This window comes from Xanthomonas albilineans, assembly GCF_002939705.1.
Classification (GTDB): Bacteria; Pseudomonadota; Gammaproteobacteria; order Xanthomonadales; family Xanthomonadaceae; genus Xanthomonas_A; species Xanthomonas_A albilineans.
In genome coordinates, this window is record NZ_MDCB01000128.1 from 1 (window position 1) to 299 (window position 299).

Genomic DNA, 299 nt, shown 5'->3' on the forward strand with positions numbered 1-299 from the left:
TCGGCATAGCACAGCGTGCACTGGCCATCGACCACGGCGATGGCCTGCGGCGTGCGTGCGGCCTGCTGCTCGAACACGCTGGGCAGACAGCGCTGGTCGGCGAAGACGCGATGCTCGCGGGCGAGGCGTTGCAGCCATTGCTGGCGCTCGGTGGTGTTGAAGAGCGGCAAGCGCTCCACGCGGCAGTGTTCGTCGGCGACCATGCCGTGCAACACGGCGAAGAAGTGGTGCAGATGGCGCTCGATGGTGCTGCGCTCGAACAGTGCGGTGGCATAGCCGAGCGTACCGACGATGCGGCC

At 67.6% G+C, this 299-nt stretch carries 1 protein-coding gene; it reads right to left on the reverse strand.

Annotation, left to right across the window (positions count from 1 at the left end):
- On the reverse strand, positions 1-299 hold a 299-nt coding region (locus XalbCFBP2523_RS16730; RefSeq protein WP_158250809.1), incomplete at both ends, for a hypothetical protein.